This is a genomic window from Streptomyces sp. NPDC006872 (assembly GCF_040635845.1).
In the GTDB taxonomy this organism is placed as follows: Bacteria; Actinomycetota; Actinomycetes; order Streptomycetales; family Streptomycetaceae; genus Streptomyces.
This window is the reverse complement of sequence record NZ_JBEYIL010000027.1, coordinates 24882-42964: the sequence shown is the minus strand read 5'-3', so window position 1 is coordinate 42964 and position 18083 is coordinate 24882. Positions and strand designations below refer to the sequence as shown.

Annotated in this window: 12 protein-coding genes; 3 read left to right on the top strand and 9 right to left on the bottom strand. The window is 68.4% G+C overall.

Going from position 1 to position 18083, the window contains the following annotated elements:
• Window positions 1-37: 37 nt before the first annotated feature.
• Both ABZ725_RS47265 and ABZ725_RS47260 read right to left on the bottom strand, forming a co-directional pair.
• A complete protein-coding gene (locus ABZ725_RS47265; RefSeq protein ID WP_358808563.1) occupies window positions 38-1306 on the bottom strand; it encodes a YcaO-like family protein in 1269 nt (422 codons plus the stop codon).
• A gap of 753 nt (window positions 1307-2059) precedes the next feature.
• Entirely contained in the window at window positions 2060-2248 is a 189-nt protein-coding gene (locus ABZ725_RS47260; protein WP_358808623.1) for a DUF6300 family protein, read from the bottom strand.
• Between the two features lie 1085 nt (window positions 2249-3333).
• Between ABZ725_RS47260 and ABZ725_RS47255 the strand changes: the two genes are divergently transcribed.
• The 3 genes from ABZ725_RS47255 (at window position 3334) to ABZ725_RS47245 (ending at window position 6516) form a co-directional block, all read left to right on the top strand.
• Entirely contained in the window at window positions 3334-4413 is a 1080-nt protein-coding gene (locus ABZ725_RS47255) for a bifunctional DNA primase/polymerase (protein WP_358808562.1), read from the top strand.
• On the top strand, window positions 4410-5942 hold the full coding sequence (locus ABZ725_RS47250; protein WP_358808561.1) for a phage/plasmid primase, P4 family: 1533 nt from the start codon (window positions 4410-4412) through the stop codon (window positions 5940-5942). Before ABZ725_RS47255 ends, ABZ725_RS47250 begins: the two co-directional genes overlap by 4 nt.
• Window positions 5943-6132: 190 nt before the next feature.
• Window positions 6133-6516, top strand: a complete 384-nt coding sequence (locus tag ABZ725_RS47245; RefSeq protein WP_351920913.1) for a DUF6009 family protein — start codon at window positions 6133-6135, stop codon at window positions 6514-6516.
• A gap of 423 nt (window positions 6517-6939) precedes the next feature.
• Here the strand turns inward: ABZ725_RS47245 and ABZ725_RS47240 are convergent, their stop codons facing one another.
• The 7 genes from ABZ725_RS47240 to ABZ725_RS47210 all read right to left on the bottom strand — a co-directional run bounded on the left by ABZ725_RS47240 (window position 6940) and on the right by ABZ725_RS47210 (window position 17080).
• Entirely contained in the window at window positions 6940-7119 is a 180-nt protein-coding gene (locus ABZ725_RS47240) for a hypothetical protein (protein WP_358808560.1), read from the bottom strand.
• A gap of 380 nt (window positions 7120-7499) precedes the next feature.
• Window positions 7500-8450, bottom strand: a complete 951-nt coding sequence (locus tag ABZ725_RS47235) for a tyrosine-type recombinase/integrase (RefSeq protein WP_358808559.1) — start codon at window positions 8448-8450, stop codon at window positions 7500-7502.
• Between the two features lie 1486 nt (window positions 8451-9936).
• Window positions 9937-10458 carry a hypothetical protein gene (locus ABZ725_RS47230; RefSeq protein WP_358808558.1) on the bottom strand — a complete coding sequence of 174 codons (522 nt, stop codon included), beginning with the start codon at window positions 10456-10458 and terminating at the stop codon, window positions 9937-9939.
• A complete protein-coding gene (locus ABZ725_RS47225; RefSeq protein ID WP_358808557.1) occupies window positions 10455-13889 on the bottom strand; it encodes a CHAT domain-containing protein in 3435 nt (1144 codons plus the stop codon). Before ABZ725_RS47225 ends, ABZ725_RS47230 begins: the two co-directional genes overlap by 4 nt.
• 310 nt (window positions 13890-14199) lie before the next feature.
• Window positions 14200-14715: a DUF6262 family protein gene (locus tag ABZ725_RS47220; RefSeq protein ID WP_358808556.1), complete on the bottom strand. Its 516-nt coding sequence runs from the start codon at window positions 14713-14715 to the stop codon at window positions 14200-14202.
• Window positions 14712-16811: a tyrosine-type recombinase/integrase gene (locus ABZ725_RS47215; protein WP_358808555.1), complete on the bottom strand. Its 2100-nt coding sequence runs from the start codon at window positions 16809-16811 to the stop codon at window positions 14712-14714. The genes ABZ725_RS47220 and ABZ725_RS47215 overlap by 4 nt, the downstream gene beginning before the upstream one ends.
• 8 nt (window positions 16812-16819) lie before the next feature.
• Complete coding sequence (locus tag ABZ725_RS47210) at window positions 16820-17080, bottom strand: hypothetical protein (protein WP_358808554.1); 261 nt, start codon at window positions 17078-17080, stop codon at window positions 16820-16822.
• Window positions 17081-18083 lie beyond the last annotated feature (1003 nt).

The window sequence follows — 18083 nt, the reverse complement described above, 5'->3', positions numbered from 1 at the left end:
TGCCCACCGGCAGTCCCCGGACTGTCGACCGGCGAGGTCACCGTGCCTGTGCGATCGCCGCGAGTCCCCGCCGGCCAGGGACCACCACGTGCGCTTCGGAGACGAGGAAGAACCGTTCCAGCCCGGGGACGAACATACTGACAACCGCAAGCCCGCCGCTGTCCACCACGGTCCTGCGCAGGACCTGGTACCCCCGTTCCTCCAGCAGCGGCAGGAGTCGCGCGAGATGGCCCGCCGGGTTCCCGGGGGCCGTCGTCTCGCTGTACGGCACCACGTCGGCTCGCGGCAACGCCCCGGCGAAGTCGCCGGTGAAGGCGGCGTGCAGCCGCGGGTACGGCCGCAGCGCGTCGGGATCGTGGCTCAGCCGCAGATCGACGGGCGGAGCGATGTTCAGCGCGAGCCTGGTCTGCACGACCTCCGACAGCGCCCGGGTGATCGCGTACTCGCGCGAGAGCGAGGTTCCCATGCCGCGGACCCGGGACGACATGGGGGTCTGCGGTTCGCGGTAGGCAAAGTAGGAGGGGATCCCGAGGTCCGTTGTCATGTCAAGGATATGAACCTGGCCGCCCGTCTGGCGCTCGGCCTGCTCCAGCAGCAGCGCAGTATCGGCAGGCAGGGTGCCCGGGTCGACGACGGTGAGCGGGCCCGGGCGCGGGGCGAGGAACTGACGGGCAAGCAGCAGGGACAGGGCGTCGCGTTCGACGAGCTCGTTGATGCCGTGCACGGTGGCTTCGGTGAGGTCGCCGCCCGCACCCCAGCCATTGTTCACCGAGTAGTTGACCAAAGGGGTGCCCGGGTAGTCCCACGAGTCGCCGATGCGTTCGCGCAGCGGCTCGCTGCGCAGCTCCGGGTAGGCAGGCATCGAAAGGTACGCAGGGACATCGGCGCTCCCGCCGCCGTCCAGCCTCGCATAGCGCACGCAGCCGATCGGAGCGTCGGGAAACTGATCCAGCAGACTTACGGACCATTCAGCCGCCAGCACGCCGGTCAGCAGCCCGTGCGAGCGGACGGAGAAGAACTCCCCGGGGTCCTGGACGGACGGCAGGGCGTAATAGTGTTCCAGCGCCTCGTAAAGGCTGCCCACCTTCGCGGTCCGGCTGCGGCCCTTGCCCATGCCTGCGGCGAGCCTGTGGCCGTCACGTCGCAGCACGCAGCGCCAGGCGGTGAACTCGGTCTCGGCCGCCAGCTGGAAGTCCACCTCCAGCCCCGCCGCGTCAGCCGCGGACAGGGCTTGGGGCAGGGCGTCGGAAAGCGACTGGGAGCGCTCTCCGAACTGGAACGGGACAAGCGGGGCGGCGGCGGTCACGAGCAAGTCCTTCCTCGTCGTGCAGAGATGTCGGCCGGGCCGGTGCGCGCCGGCGTCAGCGGGCCGCAGATCCGGCCGCCGGGACGTGGGCGACCAGGGGACAGCCGTGGGGGGCCGACCCGGCAGGCCGGCCCCCCACGACCGCTTTCACGTGGAGGTCACTTCGTGTCCTCCACGTCCGCCTGCGGCTCGGCGAAGTCGCTGTCGATCAGCTGCATCTCGCGCTGCGACAGCTCACCCGGGACGTTCGGGTCGGTGAGGAGACGTGCGGCACCCATGAGGGCCTCCTGGGACTCGGTCGTACCGATTGCTCGGTGCCCGCAACCAGTCGGCGCGGGTCATCCGATTCTTACGAGCCGCAGCCGCCTACCCATAGGACAGAAGTGTCAACTTTGTTGCCGTAGAACGCCGCAACGGCACCCCTACCGTGAGGTCCTCGCCGAGTCGGCGTTCGCCGAGACCATCCTCGCGATCGAGCGGGCCTGGACCCCCGAGACGGTGATCGGCTACCTCTACTCGACCAGCTTCGCCTCCCGCCCGCTGTTCGGCGAACGCGTGACAGAGTTCGAGGAGCGGACCCTGGCCCTCCTGGCCGGGCACGCCGACGATGCCGGCCGCCCCATCCAGCGCACGCCCGATTCGACGTCCTGCTGGCCCGCCACCGCTGAACATCGCTCCCGAGGGGAGGCTCCGCGGCATCGAGTTGCTCGGCGACCCTCCGCCGTACGCTCAAGTGCCGTGGGTCGGCTGTCGTCATGCCTGTGGGCTGGGGCCCTGTTGAACGAGGCCAGAGCCGGGGGCGTGCATGGTCTCGGTCTCCCAGTCCTCGAAGTCGCCGTCGGCGTCGCGGTGCCAGTGGATGAAGGCGCGTGCGGCAGGACGGCGCGCATCGCAGGCTGGGCAGAGCTCCCTCCATACTTCGGTCCCGAGGCCCCGTGCCAGTGCCAGTGCCAGTGCAGCAGGAGATCAGCTCCGCAGGGGGCGCAGGGCCGGGCCGACTCTTCCTGGTCATCGCGATCGGCAGGGCGCAGGTGAGCGAGCTCTTCGTCGCTGAGGTTGTCGATGCTTCCGTTGACGTTGCCCATGCGGTTGAAGGAACCGTCGGAGCGTACGAGGTAACGCCAAGCGAAGGACCTGTGGTCCCCCCTCCCGCTCGAACGCAAGCTACGGCATCAACTCCCGGAAGCCGCCGGGAACCCCGGTGTCTGACTCACGCCAAGATTCTGACAGCGGTGAAGCCCGCGAACACCGGGGCCCGGCCCAAACTCACAGGCGCGGGCAGCACGGTGCCGTCCCACCACCACGCCCGACTCGCCCCCCATCTGGTGAGGAGGGTCTCTGCGCGTTCAGTCCCTGCCGTTCGGTCCCTCGTAAACATGCAGGTCACAGTGGTACACAACGCCAGCAAGGGACTCAAGGGACTCTAATTCTCAGTTATGAGCGAGTCCTGTGCGCGTATATACGCGGGCGTATCTGTATGAGCTACATGTACGTAGGTAGCTCATAATTGGAGTTTTGAGTCCCTTCAGTCCCTGCTGGGGCCGCATCCCGCCCCTGAGCTGCGGGAATACCCAGGGACTGAAAGCAGGGACGAGGCCCGCGCGCGCCCGGTTCAGGCCCTGCCCGGAGGGCAGCCGCCGTGAAAAGCGGCCCAGTAGCGGAACGGCACCGCGAGCCCTGGCAGGATCCTCCCGCCGGGAGGGGTTCGGGTGAGTCCCTGCCCCGTGACCCCCCTGCCGGATCCACTGGGATAGATGAACTACGGTCCCTCCAGGCACTCTCATTGAGGATATTGCGGGCGTATCTTGCGCTCGTGCTCCCGCTCCAGAGATCCAAGGGACCGTAGGGACCCGCGAACAGATACGGCACCACGCGGGGGAGCTGCAACCTGTCCCCGCTCGAAGGTCCTACACTCTCTTCCGAAAGCCAGTCCCTACAGTCCCTTTGGTCCCTCACCCCAGACGGCGCCGCCCCGGCCGGGCCTGCCAGGGACCGCAGGGACTAGACCCTCCCCGAAGGACAGACGCGTGCCTGGCCCCGACGTGACGAGAGTGCCTGCTGCTGCGCGGACCGCCACATCCCACGCTGTGGCCCGCTGGTGTGCCGAACAGGGCTGGCCGGTCCACCCCCTTGCGACCGGACGTAAGACGCCCGTTGCCAATTGCCCGGCCTGCAAGGACAAGCACCACTCTCCGGCCGGGTGCGTTTGCCTCTCTGCCGGCCGTCCATGCCACGGATTCCACGCCGCGACGACCGACACGACGCGTATCGACGCCTGGTGGTCCGATCACCCTTCCTGGGGCGTCGGCGTGGCCTGCGGGGACGCAGACTTGATCGTCATCGACATCGACGCGCACTCCGCGCCTGTCCCCGACCGCGGCCGGCTCCTGCCCGGAATCCCCATCCACGACTCCGTGAACCTGCAGGGCCTGGCCTCCGGCTTCGACACACTGGCCCTGCTGGCAGCACTGCGCGGCCAGCGCAGTCCGGCGGAGGACGACAGCACCCTGCGTGTGCGCACTCCGTCCGGCGGCCTGCACGTCTGGTACCGAAACCCTCACCCGGCCACCCGGTTCCGTTGTTCGACCGGATCCAGTACGAAGACCGCGCTGGCCTGGCAGGTCGACGTCCGGGCCGACGGCGGTTACATCGTTGCTCCCACCACCCGTACCACGCACGGCACTTACCTGCGGGAAGGGGTGTCCCACTTGCCTGCGCCGCTGCCCGAATGGCTTGGCGAAGAACTCGTACGGACCGGGCACACGATGCAGCGGCCGACGGCCTCCTCCCGGCCCGCGGTTCCCCGAAGCCGCCGCCCCCGGGCCCCCGTGCGTGCGCATCGTGTCCTGGACCCGCTGCTGCTGGAGGTCGCCGAGTGCGCGGCAACGCCCGAGGGTGCCGCTTTCACCGAGAAGCTCAACAAGGCCGCCTACACGGCCGGAGGGCTGGCGGCCGCCGGGCACCTCGACGAACACACCGCGCGTGCCCGGCTGCGCGAGGCCGCCGCCGCCGCGCGTCCCTGGCAGGGTGCCCGCAACGAACGCATCATCGACGACGCCCTCGCCGCCGGGTCCGCCCGCCCGCTCCATCTCGAAGGACGTTCATGAGCAGCGCCGAGATGCCGCGCTTCGACGCCACTGCCGCTGCCCAGCAGATGCTGGACCTCGAACAGGCAGGCCAGCAGTCGGCCGTCCTGCCCGCCCAGGCCCATGCCTCCCCCCTTGCCTCGCAGTCCCGGGCGCTGTCGGCCCCGCTGCCTGGAACGCTCACCGATCGCGGCAACGCCAAGCTGTTCGTCAGGCTCTTCCGCGATCAGTTCCGCCACGTCGAAGGACTGGGCTGGTTCTCCTGGGACGGCTACCGCTGGAAGCGCACCGGCGGTGAGAAAGCCGCCCTGTGGGCCGCCGGTGAGATGGCTGAGGACATGCCCGACACCGATCCCCGGGGACTCTTCAGCGACCGCGATCTCCACCACCACAAGAAGCGCACGCTGTCGACCACCGGGATGAAGGCCCTCCTCACGCAGGCCAAGGCCTCCCCGGACCTGTCCGTCGACCCCGACACCCTCGACGGCGACCCCTACGCCCTGTGCACCCCTGCCGGGGTCGTCGACCTGAACACCGGGCTGCTGCGCAAGCCCGACCCCACCCGCGACTTCCACTCCCGTGCCACCAGCGTCGCCCCCCAGCAGACCGAGACCCCGCGCTGGCACCGCTTCCTGCACGACACCTTCGGCGATGACGCCGAAGGCCAGGAAATGATCGGCTTCCTGCACCTGCTGCTCGGCTACTCCATCACCGGCGACGTCGGCGCCCAGGTCCTGCCGTTCCTCCACGGCCACGGCAAGAACGGCAAGAGCGTCCTGCTCGACGTCATGATCCAGATCCTGGGCGACTACGCTGACGCGGCCCCGCCCGGCTTCCTCATGGACCGCGGTGCGTTCTCCGAGCACTCCACCGAACTCACCGAACTCCACGGACGGCGGCTCATCGTCTGCAGCGAGCTCAAGCCCAACGACAAGTTCGACGAGGCGAGGGTCAAGCTCCTGACCGGCGGAGAGAAGATCAAGGCGCGCAGGATGCGCCAGGACTACTTCTCCTTCGCCCCCACCCACCACCTGTGGCTGCTGGGCAACCACCGTCCCGAGGTGAGCAACGGGGGCTTCGCGTTCTGGCGCCGCATCCGGCTGCTGCCGTTCGAGCGGACCGTCCCCGACCACCGCAAGATCGACAACCTGGCGCTCGAACTCGTCCGCGACGAGGGTCCCGGCATCCTGCAGTGGCTCATCGAGGGTGCCCACCGCTACCTCACCACCCGGGACAGCCTCGAAGGCCCCGACCGCGTCCGTATCGCCACCAGCGCGTACGCCAACACCGAGGACCACATCGGCCGCTTCCTCACCGAATGCTGCACCCGCGACATCGAGGCCCAGCCCGACCTGCGAGTCGAACAGGGACTGCTGTACACCGCCTATGCGGCCTGGTGCAGCACCGGCGAAGGCATCCGCCCCGCCGGCACCCGCGCCTTCGCCACCCGCGTCAGACAGGAAGTCGGCCTCGCCTCACCCACCGACATGATCAAATCCAACGGCCGCAAGTACTACCCCGGCCTCGCCTTGCTGGACACCCTGTCATGAACCGACTCCCGCGCCCCTCCGGCGAACTGCCGCACACCAGCCCCGCTCCCCAGCAGGCCCAGTCCTCCCTACCCGCCCGCGTCCGCCCGATTTACCATGGACACGCAGGGCCATGTCCAGCAGCGGGTGGCTCACCACACCACGAGGCGGGCCGCCGTCCGGTCCCGCAGATGAAGGAGGGGCAGCAGCCATGAGCTCGCTATTGACCGAGGGCGATCTCACCCACGAAGAACACGTCGTGTGGCTGGAAGACCCGGGAAGCCTCGACTATGTCCGCCAGGCCCTCGACAAGACCCGGCGCCGCAACACCAAGCCCCCCTACGCGCGCGACGGCCGTATGGTCGGCTATGCCCTTCTCGACGACCAGGCCGAGCCCGACCCCGACAGCGGCCTGTACAAGCGCCGCGTCTTCTTCCTCCTTCCACACGACCGCGACAGCCTTCCCGGCGGCCTGTACCGCGAAGGCGCCCCCGGAGAAGCTGTGGACCCGCGCACCATCGAAGTGAGGAAGGTGGGGGAGAAGACCCCGCGTTCGCAGAGTGGGCCGGCTGCCATAACAGGTTCGCGCTCCTGAGAGCCTGCACCAACCAACTGTTCGCCAGGGATGGCTGTGCCAGCGCGCGGCCGCGGGGCCCCGGCGGCCTGTGCTGAGCCCGCACCGGGAATCTGCACGGCGCTCCGCCAGAGGCCCGCAGGGCCGCCTTGAGGGCCGCACGCAGGCATTGAATCCCAAAGAACCTCCACCCCCAGAGGCTGGCGGGAGCGCACGCGGCCGTACAGGGGCGGGCGACGGCAGGCCCGACCATGGGCCTGGCCCGTGTCATCGGAGCGCCTCGACCACGACCGGGCAAGCAGTGGTCGGCCCTCCTGTGGCCGGTCCCCTGCGGTTGCCCGTGTGAGCACCTGGGGAAACGGCACTGCGATGGCATAGATGACACAGGCCGGGCCGTGCGGGGCCGGGGCTCCCCGGCGCCTCGGCCCCGCACGGCCGCCGCCTTCACCGGCCGCCGCCGGCGCTGAGCACTACGGCGAGGACGGCGGCCAGCGCGGCCACCGTGGTGACGCCGGCGGTGACCGGACCGTTCAGTGCCGGACGGCGGTGGACGAGGTAGACGACGGCGCCGACGGTCAGCAGGACGACCAGCAGCAGCGCGACGAGCAGCGCGAGCGTGGGCATGATCGTTTTCCCCCTCGGGATTCGGGCACGCCGCGGGAGGGGGCGTGCGGTGATTGGTCTGCCGTCCTGTGCCGAAAAACGCTGGACTCTTGCGTCGCGGCCAGACGGTCCGGAGACGGCGGCGCCAGGGTCTTTGGTCCGGGGGTTAGCCCCGCAACCTCCGCCTTGGCCACGTCGGTGCGACCGGCTTCCGAGGGCCTGACCATGTCACCTGCGCGGCCGTCATTCGATAGCTGTGGCCTGCGAGTTCGTCAAAACTTCCTCGCCGGCCAGGTATTGAATGGGCGTCACCGGTGCGATACACGCCCGGACTTCGCCGCGTCCCGACCGTTACTGGTCCTTTGTGCTCGGTTGGTCGGTCCAGGGCTCGGTTGGTCGGTCTAGGGCCTGTTCGGCCCGGGCAGCGGTTGTAGGGGGCGAACGGCTGGAGCGTGCGGGGCTGTAGGGGGAGACGGCTGAGGCGAGGGCGGGGGAAGTTCACCGCCTCGCGCGCGCACGACGCGCGCGCTTTGGGGCCCGCCGCCGGGGCGGGGCGGGGCGGGCCGGGGCGGTGAAGAAGCCGAGGAGAGCGGCCGACCGCGGGTCGGCCCGCGCAGCACCACGAAAAGCCGGTCGTGCTCGACTGCAGGACGCTCCTGGTCCAAGTAGTCGCCGACCACGGCGAAGAACTGTGCGGAGATCGGTATCAGGCGCTGGTGCCCGCCCTTGCCCTCGCTGATGAAGACCTGACGCTCGCCCGGCGACAGGTCGCCCAGCCGCAGGCCGAGCACTTCGCAGCGGCGCAGTCCGCCCAGCAGCATTGCCAGAACCATGGCTCGGTCCCGCCTGGTATTCAGTGCACCAAGCACCTCTTCGACCTCGCGTGGCCCGAGGACGCGAGGAAGGGTGCGGGGCGTGCGCAACAGCGGCGTCCCTCGATTGCCGCTCCGGCGGCGATTGGCCAGCCCCGTCGGCACCGGGTTGCGGTCGACGGCGAGGTCATCACGGGTCATCAAGTAGCCGAACAGGCCGGAGACACTGGCGAGCCGACGCTTGATGGTCCGTGCTGAGAGCCCCGCTTCACCGTCCTCTAGCCGGACGACCTTCGTCCCTCGCCGTGGTTTCTTCTGCGCGGTGATGAACGCGAAGATGTCCGCGGTGACGACCTCGGTCGGCTCCTTGGAGACCACCGAGAAGAAGACCTTCAGGTCGTACGCGGTGGCCAGCAGCGTGTTCGGCCGGCAACGTGCCGCCACGAACTCCAGGTAGTCGTCGACCAGGGCGTGCCCCAGTGATGCCGCAGGGTTTCCGGCGGCATCGATGCGTCGTACCAATTCTGGCTGCCAGGCCATCCGTGCTCCTCGACGGGAGCGACCATCCTGGCCGGGAACACGAGATCGCGGAAGAGTTGTCACCCACATAACCGCCCAGCACGGACAGCGCGTGAACGTGCCCTTCGAAGAACGCCTCCTGGCCGCAGGAAGCCGACACCCGGTGCACCGCCTTGCCGGAGTACGACAGCCGCAGCGAGAACAGGTAGCAGCGGGTGGGCACCCCCGCCAGCACGATGTGGACATCGCCGAAGTCGACCTCCGCTTCGTCCCCCGGCATGTGGGACTGCGGGACGAACATCTCCTCCGGCCCGCGGCCGGCCTCCCACCGAATCTCCTTGCGCCGCACCGCGACGTAGGCGCGGACCATCTGGTAGGAGATCCCGGCCGCCGCGTGCTCGTCCAACAGCCGATCGAAGATTCTCTTCACGGTGTGCTTCTGCTTCGGCGGCGCGTCGAGGTCCGCCTCCAGCATCCCGTCGATCACCGGCTTGTACGGGTCCAGCCGGGTCGGACGCGGCGCCTGCTTCTTTCGGGGCTCAGGCCAGTTCGAGTCCAGGGCCTTGCGGATCGTCCGCCAGGTCGCCCCGTACTTGCGCTCCAGAGCGCGCATCGACAGGCCGGCACGGTGGTCACGGCGGATCGCCGCGTACAGCTCGACCTTGCTCGTCGGTATGTGCATTCGGGCCCCCAGCGGGAGAAGCACACCGATCGTCCCACTGCAAGGCTTCAAGTGCCGTCAAATCTGGGCAACATCGCCCTTCGCGATACGAAGCCGCCTTCCGCAATGAACGACAAACGCCTCCCCTACTCACCTACATAGCCAGCCATGAATTCCGCGTTGCTAAAACTTGATATCAAGCCACTCCACGTCCTTGAATTCCACGTTCAGACTCGCGCGCCCACCGCCTTCTCTGCGGAAATAGGCGTCCGCGAACAGTTCGTGCAGATTGTCGTCCGTCGTCCCTCTCCTTGGCGGCCAGGATCCGGTCGGCGTGCACGGGTGAGACGGCCGCGCTGATGTCCCGTATCTGGCCCGCGTCCGAGGTCCCCTCCGGGCCGAATCCGGAGTACGCCCGGCAGGAGATGACGAGCCCTCCAGAGGTGGCTGCGCGCTGCCTCGCCTGTGCCCTGACCTGCGGTTGCCACTGTGACTCGGTCTCCTGTACCAGAGCCTCCTGGAGGCGCCTTTGCGGTTTCCTGGCCGCACCGGAGCGGTAGCTCCACCGTGCGGTGGGAGACGCCCAGACGCTCGGCTACGGTCTTCCTGGAGCCCTTCGCGCGCGTGAGGAGGAATTTCATCTGGTCTTGCGCTAATTCCGGTGCCGGACGGGTGGACAGGGCCCGCTCGGTGCGTCTGAGGCCGTCGAAGAGCTTGTGCCGGAGCAGGGCCGACACCCTGGCGTGCTGCTGATCATCCATACCGGGCAGAGTCGGGCCCCTTCCCTGTGGACAGAGGCCGGCCGCCGGGCACGCCTGATCCGATCCAAGTCTGAGGATCCGCCCTCTAAGCGCCGGGATTCCAGAGACCGAGCATGTCGAGGAGGTTCGCGAGCGGGCCGTCGTCTGCGTACCGCACCTCGTCGATCTGCACGGTTTTGCGCCCGTCCGGCTCCGTGGTCTCGGTCCGATGGACCTCGTGCGAGCGCCCCTTGCGGTGGTACTCGCGGATCAGGAGCGCAGCGGCCAGCGTGACGGCGGCGAGTTCGACGATGAACATGCTCTGTCCAGCCTGGTCGACAGAGTCCACGAACAGCTGTGCCGTATCGGGACGCTCCTCAAGTGTCATCAGCATCGCAAGCCGAAGCAGTTGGGCGCGCTCGGGACCCGCGAGCACTTCGTCGACTGCCTTCTTGGCGCGCGCGTCCTCGTTGGGGTCCGCGAAGCTCGCGTGCCAGAGCGCCGTGACCTCATCCTCGAGGTCGGCGCCGAGTGCGCCTAGCAGGTAGGTCTTCGCCGCCTCATCCAGCGCCTTGCCGTCGAGCCGGGCGAGTGCCTCCCGGGCCTGGGCTGGGTCGGTGGTTGTCATAGTGGCTCCTCGGGCGTTGGGTTCACAGGGCCGGCGTAACCATGCAGCACAAAGGCGTCAGCCACCCGGGGCGGCACGGAGTCCCGCAGCGCCCTGCGGGTTCGCGAAAGTTGGACCGCAAGCGGCAGGCCAGGCTCCGCCATGCATCGACCGAGCAGTTCGTTGACGAGAAGCTGGGCAGGGTCTGCGGCGACTGGCCACAGCGGCGCAACGAACGCCAGAACACCAGACTTCAGGAACGCCCGAGCGAGCCCGATTTGCTCCCCGCCTGCGGTGGCACCGACGCTGCCGCTGGTGCAGGCGCTTGAGATCACGGCGCGGCAGCGGCTGCGTGTGTCTGCCACTTCACTCCAGTCGAAGAGGTAGCGAGCACCGTAGTCCGGCCGGTCGAGCACCTCAGGCAGCGACGGGGGTACGTGTTGCCCATCAGAGAGGACAAGCGCGAACTGGGCGCGGGTGGGGTCGGTGACCCCGTGGCAGCTGAGCTTGAGCCAGGTAGACGATTCAACGAGCTCCGCGACACTAGTCCGCGTCGCCGCCGTGTCCTCAGCCACCTCGTACGGCGCCTGGTGCCGCGTGCACAGGGCTCGCAGCGCCTCGCCGCCAGCGTTCAGTGCACCCACGAGGAGCTCGGTGTCACCGTGGCACCAACAGCGGACCTCCCCGACTGCGTCCGCCTGCCGGGCCGACGCCGCCGCGCGGTGGGCGAGGACAAGCGCAACAGCCAGGCTGGGGCTCAGCGCCACCTCGTAGTCCGGCACCGTGGCGTGGAAGGGTATACCGGCCATCGGCCTGGACGGCACGACAGTCAGCGGTTCAGCCGGATCGATGGGTAGCTCCGCGATCGTTGCTGCCATCGCATCTCTGAACGAACGAAACGGCGTGACGCCTTCTAGGATGTCGCTGGGGTCCAGCGCAGGTGACCGGCTGATACGCCCAGCGATGCGCGCGCCGAGCCGATCGACGAGCTCGGTTGGCAGCACACCCCCACGATGCACGGTCGTGCCGGCATCGTCCACAACGGTCAGCAACGGGAGCTGCGTTTCGCCACCGTCGAGCCATTGGAGAACCTGCAGTGAGGTACCCGCCGGTGCGCGCAAGTCGCCTCCGACCGGCAAATGATCCCGCGCGATCTGCATGGAGAGCTGGAGCGAGGAACCGAGGTCCGCGACGGCGCTGAGCATCCTGTCGTAGTCCCCGCCCACCGGAGCGGTCACGAGCCGTGAGCTGAGGTCATGGACGTCAGATAGCGTGTCTGCGAGCGTCACGGCGGTGGAGTCGATGCTCGCTGTGCCCACGAGATCGGTCATGAACGCAGCGGCCTGCTTGACATGGAGGCTCGCATCGTCCCATCTCCCCTCGTCGACAGCCAGCTCTGCTGCCACGCCGGCGGCGTGCATGCCGAGTATCGGCTGGCGGAGATCAACGAGCGCCGTCTCGACCGTCTCGCGGGCAAGTCCGGCGTCGCCTGCAAGACGCACAGCATCCACCCACGCGAGTGCAAAATCCGGATCATGCGTCGCAAGCGCTGGCAGGTCAAGACCGCGCGCGAACTGCAGCGTCTTGGCGCTCAGCTCTGGCCCGGGTCCGGTAGTCCGTAGAGCGGCGGCCGAGATGGCGCCAAGGGTCTGCAACTGCAGGCGGGCAGACACGAATGGGCTCTTCTGCACCGCTGCGAGAAGCGTGGTCTCTTCGCGCCCTCTCAGGGCGCGCGCGTTGGCCAGCCGCGCAAGCATGAAACGTACCAGCTGATCGTCTGGCGGCTCGGCGCGCACGAGTTCAGTTGCCTCGTCGAGAACGGGCTGCGCGTCCCTCCACTGACCGTTGCGTTGGAGTGCGAGTGCGAGGCTGAAGAGCGCGTCGAAGCGCTCACGCCCGTAGAGACCCCCGATCAGCTGCCTGAATTCTGAGATCGCCCGCGGCAGGTATCCCGCGTCGCTAAGCGCCCGCGCGCGGTTGAGACGGCCCACGCGGATGTCAGCCTCGTGCCCCTGCCCTTCGAGCAGACTGAGAGCCTGGTCGTACGCTGCGAGAGCCGACTCCGCGTCGAGCATCGAACGCAGCGCGTTCCCCCGTTCGTTGAGCAGGTGCGCCCGGCGGGTCGCGGCCGCCTGGTCGTCAAACGCGTCCCAGTCGAGCGCCTCATCCATGTGGTCGAGCAGGGCAACCGCATGACGGGGTGCCCCCTCGTCAGTCAGCCGCTTGGCGAGCGTCCGCGCGACTGGCACTGCCAAAATTCTGCGTTCACGCTCAAGCCGCTCAAGCAGCACCGGCAGCAGTGCGATCGCGGCTTCACGCGGAGCGGAGCTGGCCATCGCCGCGAGCGCTTCGCCGATCACCGAGTTGTCGCTCCCCAGCTCGGCGGCCACGGAGAGCACGGCATCGACAAGCTTGGCAGGGTCATCGACGACCCCGATGCGCAGCCGGTCGAAGTAGCGCTGCAGCACCTCCTCTGCGTGGCCGAGCGCGGCGGCGATGTCCGCCATCTCGTTAACGGCTTCCGCGTCCTCGAGTCGCCCCCGTTCAGCAAGGATGACGCGCAGGACATCCTCGGCGCCCACCAGCTTTCGCCACATCGCAGGATCGTCGTGGAGCTTGACCCCTTGACGGAGGCTCGCCACGAGCTCCTCAGCCAACTCTCGCCGACGCGGGGAGCGCCGCTCACCCGCCGCGCCTATGGCGGCGTCGATCACCGCTGGGTCACCAGGCCCCTGTCTGCTCTCCATCAAGATCGCGATGGTCGTCAGCACCTCCTCGTCCTCGAAGCAGGCCGGAACGAAGTGCTCTTGGACGGCCGTGAAGGGATCGAAGCCCGCGAGCGGCGTCTCGGCGAATATCTCGAAGAAGCTGATCGCGAGCTGGAGACGGCGCATCTCGTCGAGCTTGAATCGCGCTTCCTCTTCTGTGACCCCTGCGGGGAGGTACGTGAAGACCACCACTCCGGGCATCCCAATGAGGGCGAGCGCGGCATGGTACGCGCGATCGCGCGATCCCGCTGGCGAAAGCGGCGGTGGGCGGTTTCTAGGTGCGGCGCCGACGATCTCCTCGATCGCCTCGAAGCGGATACTCGCGAGCGCCATGAGTCCCACAGTCTTCCGGAACTCCGCGATGTCGCGGATGAACCGCACCGTCCAGCCATCCGGGAGGTTCGGGATCAGAGCGTCGAGGAGGCCGTCTACCTCCACATCGGAGGCGTCGGTCGGCGGCCGCACGAGAACCAGCTCGGTCGGCGCCAGCGTCACCAGGTAGACGCGTTCGACGTGCTCGTTGTCGTGCCAGCACTGCGGGCACACGGTAAAACGCGTGGCCCCCGCGATAACGCGGTGAACAGCCTCGATGTCGCTCGGGAAACCAGCAGAAATAAGCTCGAAGCCGCTCGCCTGGACGGTGAACCCGCAGTGCGGGCACGGTATGGTGCCGCTTTCCGCCATACCTCGACCGTACTTCCGCGCTCGCCGCGGCACTACTTGAGTCCGGCGCCGTGCGGCGTGGCGGATGGCAGGCCAGCTGGTCGGTTGTGGCGTTGATGAGCTGCAAGCCCTTACCTCCTCGACGAAATGAACCCGCTGGGCTCTGGCTCGTTAAGTGATCACAGCCCAGCGGGTTCGGCCCTCCGGGCCTTCCGGGGTCCGCGAACCCGTCGGTTTACGTACGCCCCTTCGGTGACCGGTACTTCCGGGTTGACCAGTGTGTTCAGCAGCGTCTCGCCAGTCGCGGCGTGCATCACTGCCGCAGTTGGCGTCAGCGGGCCTGGTTCAGTGCCCGGGTCAGTTCCCGGTTAGCCGCCCGCGCGGCATCGAGTTCCTCGGTCCGCTCATCGAGCTCGCCCTTTATGTCGGCCAGGTGTTGTTCGAGCAACGTGATGCGACGTTGAAGCTGGTCGATGTCGGCGGACGCGCCAAGGCCGGATTCCTGCCATGCGGTTTCACCAAGGCTCTCGGACAGACGCTTCTCCAACTGCCGGACCCGGACTGTCAGCCGTCTGTTTCGCTCCAGCGCGTTGGTCAGGTCTGCCCGCAGCGAGGCCCGGCTGACGGCCGCGATCCGGCCTTCTTCTGGTGGGGCTGCTGCTGCGGCGTGGACACGTTCGAGGAGGTCGCGGTGCCGGTAGAGGTAGGTGCGGTCCACTCGTGCCGCGCGGGCCAGGCCGGAGACCGTGATGTCCTGGTCGCTTCGCAGCAGGACATCGAGGGCTTTGAGAACTCGTTCGCGGCGGCGGGCCGAGTCGGCCCGCCGCCCGTCGGTCATGCCGGTCATCCGGTTCTCTCCGGGCGAAGGTCGGGTAGGGGCTGGCGGACGCGCGGCATGCCCAGGGAGACGCCGCGGCTGCGGCGGACCAGTGCGACTGCCTCGCGAATCTGGGCCCGGTCCTCGTCGGTGAGCTCGTCGAGGTCCTGACGCACCCGCTGAACCAGGCGGCGGACACGGGCAATCTCGTCGTCCGATGGCGTGGCCTCGGCCTTGGCCCAGGGATCGGCGTTGGCGAAGGCGGCCAGACGCTCACGGTTGCGCAGCAGGTCGGCCAGGTATGCCTCAAGATCGGGCAGGTAGGAGACGTCGGTGCGGAAGTGTCCGCAGCCCACGCAGCGGAAGCGTACGGGGCAGTCGTGGCCGCCGGCCGCAACGTTGGAGGGTTCAGTGCAGGTGCCGTAAGGGACTTGGACGGAACCGATGGCGCGGCGGGCGTGTTCGGAGTCGAGCAGGGTCTTGGCCTGGCGCCAGACGCGTGTGCCGTGCCGGTCGAACTGCATGGCGGTGACCCGCTCGACCGCTTCGCGGCGGCGTTTCTCGCCGACGCGGTAGTACCGCTGTGTGGTGCTGGCTTCGCGGTGATCCATCAACGACTGGAGAACGTCCTGGGGAACCCCGGCGTCGGCATGCCGTTGTGCGTAGGTGTGCCGGTAGGCGTAGGGGTAGATCTTGTTCTTGTCGAAGGACAGCATCGTGGTGACTCGGTTGCCGTCGTCGACGATCACGGTGGGGACCAGGAAGTCGGACAGTCCCTTCACCCAGGCTCGGTGCTTCGCCGACACCCACTCGTAGGTTGTCGCCTTCGTGCCGTGCGGGTTGGCCAGAGTGGCGGGGAAGAGTTTGAGCTTGTCGGCCGGGGTGTCGGGGAAGCGGGCGCGGGCACGTTGCTGCTGCTTGATGATGAGCGCGGCGGTCGCGCCGGGGATCGGTAGCCGGCGAGCGTGCCGAAGGTTCTTGGTGTTGTCGTAGACAAGGACTGGACTGCCGTCGCCTTCCCGGTCGAGGCACTGCCATGGCAGTTTGCAGATCTCGTTGGGGCGCCTGCCGGTGTCGATGATCAGCTCGATGGCCGTGCGGACGTCTGCGGAACTGACGGTCTCCAAGGACTCGAGGTGGGCGCAGAGCTGCCGCATGACTTCCGCAGGCAGGTCACGGCCGGCCTCGGAGTCCTCGGGGTCGTCGGGGATGTCCTCCTGGCGGAGGGCGAAGTCGTCCGCCAGGCCGTGCAGGGGCTGGCCGGGCCCGGCCCGGCCCAGGGTCCGGAGCCGGGTCAGCACGCGTCTGGTGTCGCGGACGGTCATGTACTGCGTGCAGGCGGAGATGTCGCCGCGTTGGTTGAGGAAGCTCAGCCGGCCCAGGAAAGCAGTGATGTCGACGCGGCCGAGCACCGGCAGGTCGACGCCGTGGTCATCCCGGCTCAGGTACAGGCTCTTGGAGAAGCGGCTCAGGGACCTCAGGGTGCGCTGGACGCGGGCTGCCAGCTTCCGGGCTGGGGTGATCGCTGACTCTTTCCGATCCTGTGCCCGGTGCACCTTCTTCCACGCGCGCACCCAGTCCCCCCAGGCCCGCTGGGGCACCGCGCAGGCGTGAAGCAGAGCCATCAGCTGCCGCTGGCTGGTGGGGAATGACTGGCGCGTGAGTATGCGCTGTGCCGTCGAACGCGACAGCGGCCCCAGCTCGGGCCGTTCTTCCAGCCTGTGCTCCATGGCGCGGTAACTCAGTCCGCTGCGCTCGCGCAGATCCAGCAGTGCCCGGCTCATGTCCGCCCGGTCAGCGATCAGGTCCGGCCGGGGTGCCTTCCCCGGATGAGGCGGCACCGCCCGCCGTCGGTCACGGAGTCCCGCCATCTGCCGGGCCTGCTCCCATAGCCGGCGCGCTTCGCCGTCGGCTATGCCGCATGCCTCCTCGTACGCTAAGACGACCCTGAGCGTGGGCAGGACGGCACCGCCCGCCGCCCGCTGCAGCGTAGTGGCGCTGTACTTCGTACGGGTTGCCAACGCCGCGTTGGTCAGACCGGCACGGACTCTGCACCGCCGGAGGTGGCTCGCGAGCCGGCCCAGGGCGCTGTCCGGGCGCGGGACCGGGTTCTCGGTTCGTCCCACGATCACGCCTACCGGGACAGGGAGGTCGACTGGGCCTGGGCAAGGTGGCGCAGGACCCGGGTCGCCGCTCCAGTGGCGAGTCGTGTCACGGTCACCGACAGCAGGCCGGCCGCGCCCAACAGGGACAGCACATCCGTGGGCGGCATGCCGCCCAGGGTCAGGGCGGCCGCCACGATGATGACCACCACGATGACGGATGCTTCCGCCCCGCCGAGCTGGCAGCGGGCAGAGCTGTCGGGTACGACGCAGAGCGCCACGGAATCGTGCATGAGGAAGTTCCCTACGTGCGGGCGGGCCACGGACGGCGGCCGTGGGCCTGACTGGCTCCAGCAATTCGTCATAGGCCACGGGCAGTTGACGCTGCGTCGCGGCGTGACAGCATGGTGCCACCACGGCAGGCCGTGGGCACGCTATTGATGCGCACTCGTCCCATGTGCTGATTTGAGGCAGACCCGATTTTCGGGCGGCACCGTATCTGAGACAGCATGTGGTCAATTCCGGCGAGACCGGTGGCCTGGCCGTTCTCCATGCCTGACTGGAGCCCGGTGCCGACGAGCTGCCGGGGAGAGGCCGGTTCTTGCGTTCCGTCCCAGTTCTGTTTGCCGTGAACGGGCCAGGGCTGCCACGCTCCTCCGTAGTTCCGTACGCGACTGGCTCCAGCGACCAACCGCGCGGATTTCGGTCGTCCGTGTTGACGCGCGGGCGCCCCACACAGCCGGCTTCGACGTCGTGCGGGGTCGGCTGTGTCTAGTCGGTGGTGCGGCGGAAGGCCGCCTCAATCGCGGTACGGACCGCATGGAGTCCTCCCATTCAGCTCCACACTCCCCGGGCAGCGTATGCCGCGGCCGCACCAGCGTGTCTGCGACTCCCGCCACCGCCTCCGGCTATCCGAACTCGCCGGGCTGGTCGGAGCAGGAGCAGCAGAAGGTCGCCTGCCACGCTACGGGAGGGAGAACGCGAGCTGTTCGCAGCGCCCGTCACGCACTCCTTGTGGGGCGAGGTTGCCGGATCGGAGCATCCGGACGCCCGCAGCAAGCTCAAGCACGTCCTTGCGGCGGCCGGGGACGGCAAGGAGTAGGAGGTGTAGCCGTGGCGGACACGCCGCCGGGTCGCCGTCGTCGACGGAGCGAAACGTCGTCGGGCCGCCGACGCTGCAATGCAAAGTGGCGTTGGGCAGGATGACGCACCCGAGTCGCAGAAGGGTTATTATCGTCATAGTGACGAAATTATGGAGTAGAGTGAACCCGGTACGCGGGCAATGCTTTCCGTCCC

Coding starts and splice junctions, on each gene's coding strand:
- ABZ725_RS47240 (WP_358808560.1), bottom strand. CDS start 7,119: ATGCCCACGCTCGCGCTGCTCGTCGCGCTGCTGCTGGTCGTCCTGCTG.
- ABZ725_RS47230 (WP_358808558.1), bottom strand. CDS start 10,458: ATGACAACCACCGACCCAGCCCAGGCCCGGGAGGCACTCGCCCGGCTC.
- ABZ725_RS47225 (WP_358808557.1), bottom strand. CDS start 13,889: ATGGCGGAAAGCGGCACCATACCGTGCCCGCACTGCGGGTTCACCGTC.
- ABZ725_RS47210 (WP_358808554.1), bottom strand. CDS start 17,080: ATGCACGATTCCGTGGCGCTCTGCGTCGTACCCGACAGCTCTGCCCGC.
- ABZ725_RS47220 (WP_358808556.1), bottom strand. CDS start 14,715: ATGACCGGCATGACCGACGGGCGGCGGGCCGACTCGGCCCGCCGCCGC.
- ABZ725_RS47235 (WP_358808559.1), bottom strand. CDS start 8,450: ATGGCCTGGCAGCCAGAATTGGTACGACGCATCGATGCCGCCGGAAAC.
- ABZ725_RS47250 (WP_358808561.1), top strand. CDS start 4,410: ATGAGCAGCGCCGAGATGCCGCGCTTCGACGCCACTGCCGCTGCCCAG.
- ABZ725_RS47245 (WP_351920913.1), top strand. CDS start 6,133: ATGAGCTCGCTATTGACCGAGGGCGATCTCACCCACGAAGAACACGTC.